Source organism: Streptomyces sp. NPDC104814 (genome assembly GCF_055583185.1).
Window position 1 is genome coordinate 999,238 of the sequence record NZ_JBVJOL010000002.1, and the last position, 6,000, is coordinate 1,005,237.

Annotated in this window: 7 protein-coding genes; 4 read left to right on the forward strand and 3 right to left on the reverse strand. The window is 68.1% G+C overall.

From position 1 onward, the window contains the following. The first annotated feature begins 129 nt into the window (after window positions 1–129). From ACZ64A_RS13050 to ACZ64A_RS13060, 3 genes are all read left to right on the forward strand, one after another. A complete protein-coding gene (locus ACZ64A_RS13050) occupies window positions 130–927 on the forward strand; it encodes an ABC transporter ATP-binding protein (RefSeq protein ID WP_469810128.1) in 798 nt (265 codons plus the stop codon). A 60-nt stretch (window positions 928–987) separates the two neighbouring features. Next, the gene (locus ACZ64A_RS13055) at window positions 988–1,419 is read left to right on the forward strand and encodes an NfeD family protein (RefSeq protein ID WP_469810129.1); all 432 of its coding nucleotides are present in this window, start codon (window positions 988–990) and stop codon (window positions 1,417–1,419) included. A 152-nt stretch (window positions 1,420–1,571) separates the two neighbouring features. After that, window positions 1,572–2,525, forward strand: a complete 954-nt coding sequence (locus tag ACZ64A_RS13060; protein ID WP_469810130.1) for an SPFH domain-containing protein — start codon at window positions 1,572–1,574, stop codon at window positions 2,523–2,525. 113 nt (window positions 2,526–2,638) lie between these two features. On the opposite strand, the gene ACZ64A_RS13065 is transcribed toward ACZ64A_RS13060, so the two are convergent. From ACZ64A_RS13065 to ACZ64A_RS13075, 3 genes are all read right to left on the reverse strand, one after another. Further along, window positions 2,639–3,145: an HNH endonuclease gene (locus ACZ64A_RS13065; RefSeq protein ID WP_469810131.1), complete on the reverse strand. Its 507-nt coding sequence runs from the start codon at window positions 3,143–3,145 to the stop codon at window positions 2,639–2,641. A 144-nt stretch (window positions 3,146–3,289) separates the two neighbouring features. Further along, on the reverse strand, window positions 3,290–3,829 hold the full coding sequence (locus ACZ64A_RS13070) for a YbhB/YbcL family Raf kinase inhibitor-like protein (protein ID WP_469810133.1): 540 nt from the start codon (window positions 3,827–3,829) through the stop codon (window positions 3,290–3,292). A 40-nt stretch (window positions 3,830–3,869) separates the two neighbouring features. Further along, window positions 3,870–4,652: a sporulation protein gene (locus tag ACZ64A_RS13075; protein WP_469810134.1), complete on the reverse strand. Its 783-nt coding sequence runs from the start codon at window positions 4,650–4,652 to the stop codon at window positions 3,870–3,872. A gap of 157 nt (window positions 4,653–4,809) precedes the next feature. On the opposite strand from ACZ64A_RS13075, the gene ACZ64A_RS13080 reads away from it, so the two are divergent. Further along, window positions 4,810–5,460 carry a DNA-3-methyladenine glycosylase gene (locus ACZ64A_RS13080; protein ID WP_469810136.1) on the forward strand — a complete coding sequence of 217 codons (651 nt, stop codon included), beginning with the start codon at window positions 4,810–4,812 and terminating at the stop codon, window positions 5,458–5,460. Window positions 5,461–6,000 lie beyond the last annotated feature (540 nt).

The window sequence follows — 6,000 nt, forward strand, 5'->3', positions numbered from 1 at the left end:
CCGATGGAACGGCTCGCCCGGTCGGTGGCGTAGATTCGTTCAGGGCCGCGCCCACCGGCGCGGCGAACAGAGCCACAGGCGTACGCGACAGCCGTGACCGGCCACACTGCAAGGGGAGACAACGCGCTCATGAGCGATGTTCTGGAGCTTCAGGACGTATCCGTGGTCCGTGAGGACCGGGCTCTGGTGGACCAGGTCTCCTGGTCGGTCAAGGAGGGCGAGCGCTGGGTCATCCTCGGCCCGAACGGCGCCGGCAAGACCACCCTCCTGAACGTCGCCTCCAGCTACCTCTACCCCAGCAAGGGCACCGCCACCATCCTCGGCGAGACCCTCGGCAAGCCCGGCACCGACGTCTTCGAACTGCGCCCCCGCATCGGCATGGCCGGCATCGCCATGGCCGAGAAGCTCCCCAAGCGCCAGACCGTCCTCGAGACCGTCCTCACCGCCGCCTACGGCATGACCGCCACCTGGAACGAGGACTACGACGAGATCGACGAGCAGCGCGCCCGCGCCTTCCTCGACCGTCTCGGCATGAGCGACTACCTCGAGCGCCGCTTCGGCACCCTCTCCGAGGGCGAGCGCAAGCGCACCCTCATCGCCCGCGCCCTGATGACCGACCCCGAGCTGCTGCTCCTCGACGAGCCCGCCGCCGGCCTCGACCTCGGCGGCCGCGAGGACCTGGTCCGCCGCCTCGGCCGCCTGGCCCGCGACCCCATCGCCCCCTCGATGATCATGGTCACGCACCATGTCGAGGAGATCCCGCCGGGCTTCACCCACGTCCTCATGATCCGCCAGGGCAAGGTCCTCACCGCCGGCCCGCTGGAACTCGAACTCTCCTCCCGCAACCTCTCCCTGTGCTTCGGCCTCCCGCTCGTCGTCGAGCAGGTCGGCGAGCGCTGGACCGCCCAGGGCCTGCCCCTGTCCTGACCCCGTGCGCCCCGCCCGGCGCCCTGTCCGCAACCCGACCGGCGGCCCTACGATTGCCGTGTGAACGACATCGACGCATGGGTGTGGTGGCTCGTCGGTGCGGCAGCGCTCGGAATCCCGCTCGTGGTCACCGCGATGCCTGAGTTCGGGATGCTCGCCGTGGGCGCGGTCGCCGCGGCGATCGCCGCGGGCTTCGGCCTCGGCGTCGTCGTCCAGGTGCTCGTCTTCCTCGCCGTCGCGATCGCCCTCATCGCCGTCGTACGGCCGATCGCGGCCCGGCACAGCCGCCAGCGCCCCCAACTCGCCACCGGCATCGACGCGCTGAAGGGCCGACAGGCCGTCGTCCTCGAACGCGTCGACGGCTCCGGCGGCCGTATCAAACTCGCCGGAGAGATCTGGTCGGCCCGCGCCCTCGACACCGGCCGAGCCTACGAGGTGGGACAGGAAGTGGACGTCGTGGACATCGAGGGGGCCACCGCCATCGTCATGTGACCTCCCACGACGCGACAAGCGGCGACCCGGTGCGGACTCGGCCGAACACCCCCCGAGCCTTCCGACGGTCTGTCAGACTCGACCAGCAAGATCTTCAACAGCCATAAGATCTTCCGAAAGCGCCGAGGCGGAGAAGGGTACGGGCAGCCACGATGGAACCGGTCATCATCGTCCTGATCATTCTGGTGGTGTTGGTCTTCATCGCCCTGATCAAGACCATCCAGGTCATCCCACAGGCGAGCGCCGCCATCGTGGAGCGCTTCGGCCGCTACACGCGGACGCTGAACGCGGGCCTCAACATCGTCGTCCCGTTCATCGACACCATCCGCAACCGCATCGACCTGCGTGAGCAGGTCGTCCCCTTCCCGCCGCAGCCGGTGATCACCCAGGACAACCTGGTCGTCAACATCGACACGGTCATCTACTACCAGGTCACCGACGCCCGCGCGGCCACCTACGAGGTCGCCAGCTACATCCAGGCCATCGAGCAGCTCACCGTCACCACGCTGCGCAACATCATCGGCGGCATGGACCTGGAGCGCACCCTCACCTCCCGCGAGGAGATCAACGCGGCCCTGCGCGGCGTCCTCGACGAGGCCACCGGCAAGTGGGGCATCCGCGTCAACCGCGTCGAACTCAAGGCGATCGAACCGCCCACCTCCATCCAGGACTCGATGGAGAAGCAGATGCGCGCCGACCGCGACAAGCGCGCCGCGATCCTCCAGGCCGAAGGTGTCCGGCAGTCCGAGATCCTGCGTGCCGAGGGTGAGAAGCAGTCCCAGATCCTGCGGGCCGAAGGTGAGGCCAAGGCCGCCGCACTGCGCGCCGAGGGCGAGGCCCAGGCCGTCCGCACGGTCTTCGAGGCCATCCACGCCGGCGACCCCGACCAGAAGCTGCTGTCCTACCAGTACCTCCAGATGCTCCCGAAGATCGCCGAAGGCGATGCCAACAAGCTCTGGATCGTCCCGAGCGAGATCGGCGACGCCCTCAAGGGTCTCTCCGGCGCGATGGGCAACTTCGGCGGCATGGGCGGCGGTTCGGGCGGCAACGTCCCGCGCCAGAACGGCGGCGACGCGGACCGCCGAGAAAAGCCGTCCATCGACTGACAGGGCTCGACAACAAGGTTCCCCGCACCCACCTCAGGGGCGCGGGGAACTGTGCGACGAGCCGCTACGAAAACCCGCAGCCGACAGCGCACACAAAGTCCTACGGCGAGGACTCAGGCGGCATCCGACGTCAACCAATCGGGCAGAGTCGCAAGATCATCCGCCCCCATGGCCAAGAGCATCGCATCGGCCGGCGTCGGCTCGAACGGCTCCCGGAGCAGCCGCATCCCCGCCTCCTCCGGCGTTCGGTCCGCCTTGCGGTGATTGTCCTCCGCGCACGCGGCCACCGTGTTCAGCCACGAGTCCTGCCCGCCCCGCGACCGCGGCACCACGTGATCCACGGTCGTCGCCCTGCGCCCGCAGTACCCGCACCGGTGCCGGTCCCGGACCAGCACACCCCGCCTCGACCACGGCGCTTGTCTTCGGAACGGCACCCGTACGTACCGGCACAACCGGATCACCCGAGGCGCGGGTATGTCCACATCGGCGCCGCGCATGCGCAGCTCGGGGTGGGCCTGCTCGACGACCGCCTTGTCCTGCAGCACCAGAACCACGGCTCGGTTCAGCGTCACCGTCGACAGCGGTTCGAAGCTGGCGTTCAGAACGAGCGTGTCACGCATCAAGCCCACCTCCCGTGTGCACCGGCCCACCCCCCGGCGGGCTTGGATCAACTCTGGACGGGCGCGCCGAGATGGACAACGCAATAAAAAATGCCCGCCTCCGATCACTTCCAAGACCAGAGGCGGGCAAACCTTCCGTGAACGTCAGGCTTCCGCGGGCTCCTCGTACTCACCGATCAGCTGCGCCCGGGCGATCGTGTGGAACCGCAGGTTGAAGCCGACGGCGGCAGGAGAGGCGTCGGAATCCGGACCGAGCTTCTCCTGGTCCACGGCGTACACCGTGAACACATACCGGTGCGGCCCGTCCCCGGGCGGCGGCGCGGCCCCGCCGAAGTCCTTCGAGCCGTAGTCGTTGCGCACCTGCACGGCGCCCTCGGGCAGTCCCTCGAACTTGCCGGTGCCCGCACCCGCCGGCAGCTCGGTGACCGACGCCGGGATGTCGAAAACGGACCAGTGCCAGAACCCGCTGCCGGTCGGCGCGTCCGGGTCGTAGCAGGTCACGGCGAAGCTCTTGGTCTCCGGCGGGAAGCCCTCCCACCGCAGCTGCGGCGAGGTGTTGCCCTTCGCGTAGACCTGAGCGTCCTTGAGGGTGGCACCCTCCTGGACGTCCTCACTCGTCACCGTGAAGGACGGCACGGGCGGATGGAAGTCGTGGGGGAGCGGCCGCCTCTTGAGCTCGGTCACCTCGGTACCTCCTGATCGCTTGCGTTCAGTGGGTCCGAGCCTAGAACCAGTTCCGCTTGGAGCCGACCTCGGACAGCCACTGGTTCAGGTATGCCGCCCAGTCGGTCCCCTGCCAGTCGTTCAGACCGACCTGGAAGGAGCGGTAGGTGTCGCTGCCCTCGCTGAACAGACCCGGCTTCTTGTCCATCTCCAGGACGACGTCCATGGCGTGCTCGTCGGCGACGAAGCTCAGCTCCACCTGGTTCAGCCCGCGGTACTGCGACGGCGGGAAGAACTCGATCTCCTGGTAGAACGGCAGCCGCTGCCGCGTACCGCGGATGTGGCCGCGCTCCATGTCGGCGCTCTTGAAGCGGAAGCCCAGCTGGATGAACGCGTCCAGGATCGCCTTCTGCGCCGGCAGCGGATGCACGTTGATCGGGTCCAGGTCGGAGGAGTCCACGGCCCGCGCGATCGCCAGCTCGGTGGTCACCCCGATGTGCATGCCGCGCAGCGACTGCCCGTCGATCATGGTGACCGGCGTCTCCCAGGGAATCTCGAGCCCGAACGGCACCGCGTGCACGGCACCCGCCTGCAGCTCGAAGGCACCCCCGAGCCGCACCTTGGTGAACTCGATGTCCTGCTTGTACTCCTGGTCGCCGCTCTCCACCTCGACCTTGGCCTGCAGCCCCACCGACAGGCCCTCGATGTCCTGGCTGACGGACCCGCCCTGGATCCGAACCTCGCCCTGGACCACGCCACCCGGCACCACGTTCACCTCGGTCAGCGCGGTCTCGACCGAGGCCCCGCCGGCCCCCAGGCTCGCGAGCAGCTTCTTGAACGCCATGGTTCTCCTCAACGACTACGACGGAAACGACTGCGACTGCGTCCTCGCCCCGTACAAACGCGCACCGGTCCCGGCCGGTTCCGCGCCCTCACCCTGGCAAGCCGCACGCCCCCTGACCACCCCCTGGAACCGACCGACTCCAGTACGCTCGGAGGGCATGATCGCGAGCCCCGACCGTACGCCCCTGCCACGCGCCTTCTTCGACCGGCCCGTCCTCGAAGTCGCGCCCGACCTTCTCGGCCGCATCCTCGTCCGTTCCACCCCGGACGGCCCGATCGCCCTGCGCCTGACAGAGGTAGAGGCCTACGACGGCCCGAACGACCCCGGCTCCCACGCCTACCGCGGCCAGACCGCCCGCAACAGCGTGATGTTCGGCGAGCCCGGTCATGTGTACGTCTACTTCACCTATGGCATGTGGCACTGCATGAACCTGGTCTGCGGACCGGTCGGACGAGCCAGCGCCGTCCTGCTGCGCGCCGGTGAGATCGTCGAGGGCGCCGAGCTGGCCCGGGTCCGTCGCCTCTCGGCCAAGAACGACAAGGAGTTGGCCAAGGGTCCCGCCCGCTTGGCCACCGCCCTGGACGTGGGCCGGGCCCTGGACGGTACGGACGCGTGCGCCGAGGGAGAGACCCCGCTGCGGATGCTGACGGGCACGCCCATCCCCTCCGACCAGGTACGCAACGGTCCCCGAACCGGCGTCGCCGGCGAGGGCGGCAACGGTGACGTCCACCCCTGGCGCTTCTGGGTCGCCAACGACCCGACGGTGAGCCCCTACCGGGCCCATGTCCCGAGGCGGCGCAGCGGTTGACGCAGCGCGCGAAGGTGCGTAATGTGGCCCGAGCCGCTGAACCGGGTACGGCGATCGCCTGCAGCCGGAGCGGCCAACCCACTACCTAGCTACAGCCCCTCGGCGGGGTCGATTCTGGTGCGTTCGCGTACCCGAATTCGAACTCGCGGGACTCGATTATGAGTCGCCGAGAGAATGAGCTAACGTAGTGAATGTCGAAAGGGCGGACGGCGAAAGCCGAAAACCCCAGGACATCCCGCCGACCGGGAATCGGACGCCGAAAGGATCTGATAGAGTCGGAAACACCGAAGGGAAGCCCGAAGGGAAGCCCGGAGGAAAGCCCGAGAGGGTGAGTACAAAGGAAGCGACCGTTCCTTGAGAACTCAACAGCGTGCCAAAAGTCAACGCCAGATATGTTGATACCCCGTCTCCGGTCATCACGACCGGGACGAGGTTCCTTTGAAAAAACACAGCGAGGACGCTGTGAACGGTCGGGCCTATTCCGCCTGACCGTTCCGCTCTCGTGGTGTTCATCCCGATTACGGGAAAACATTCACGGAG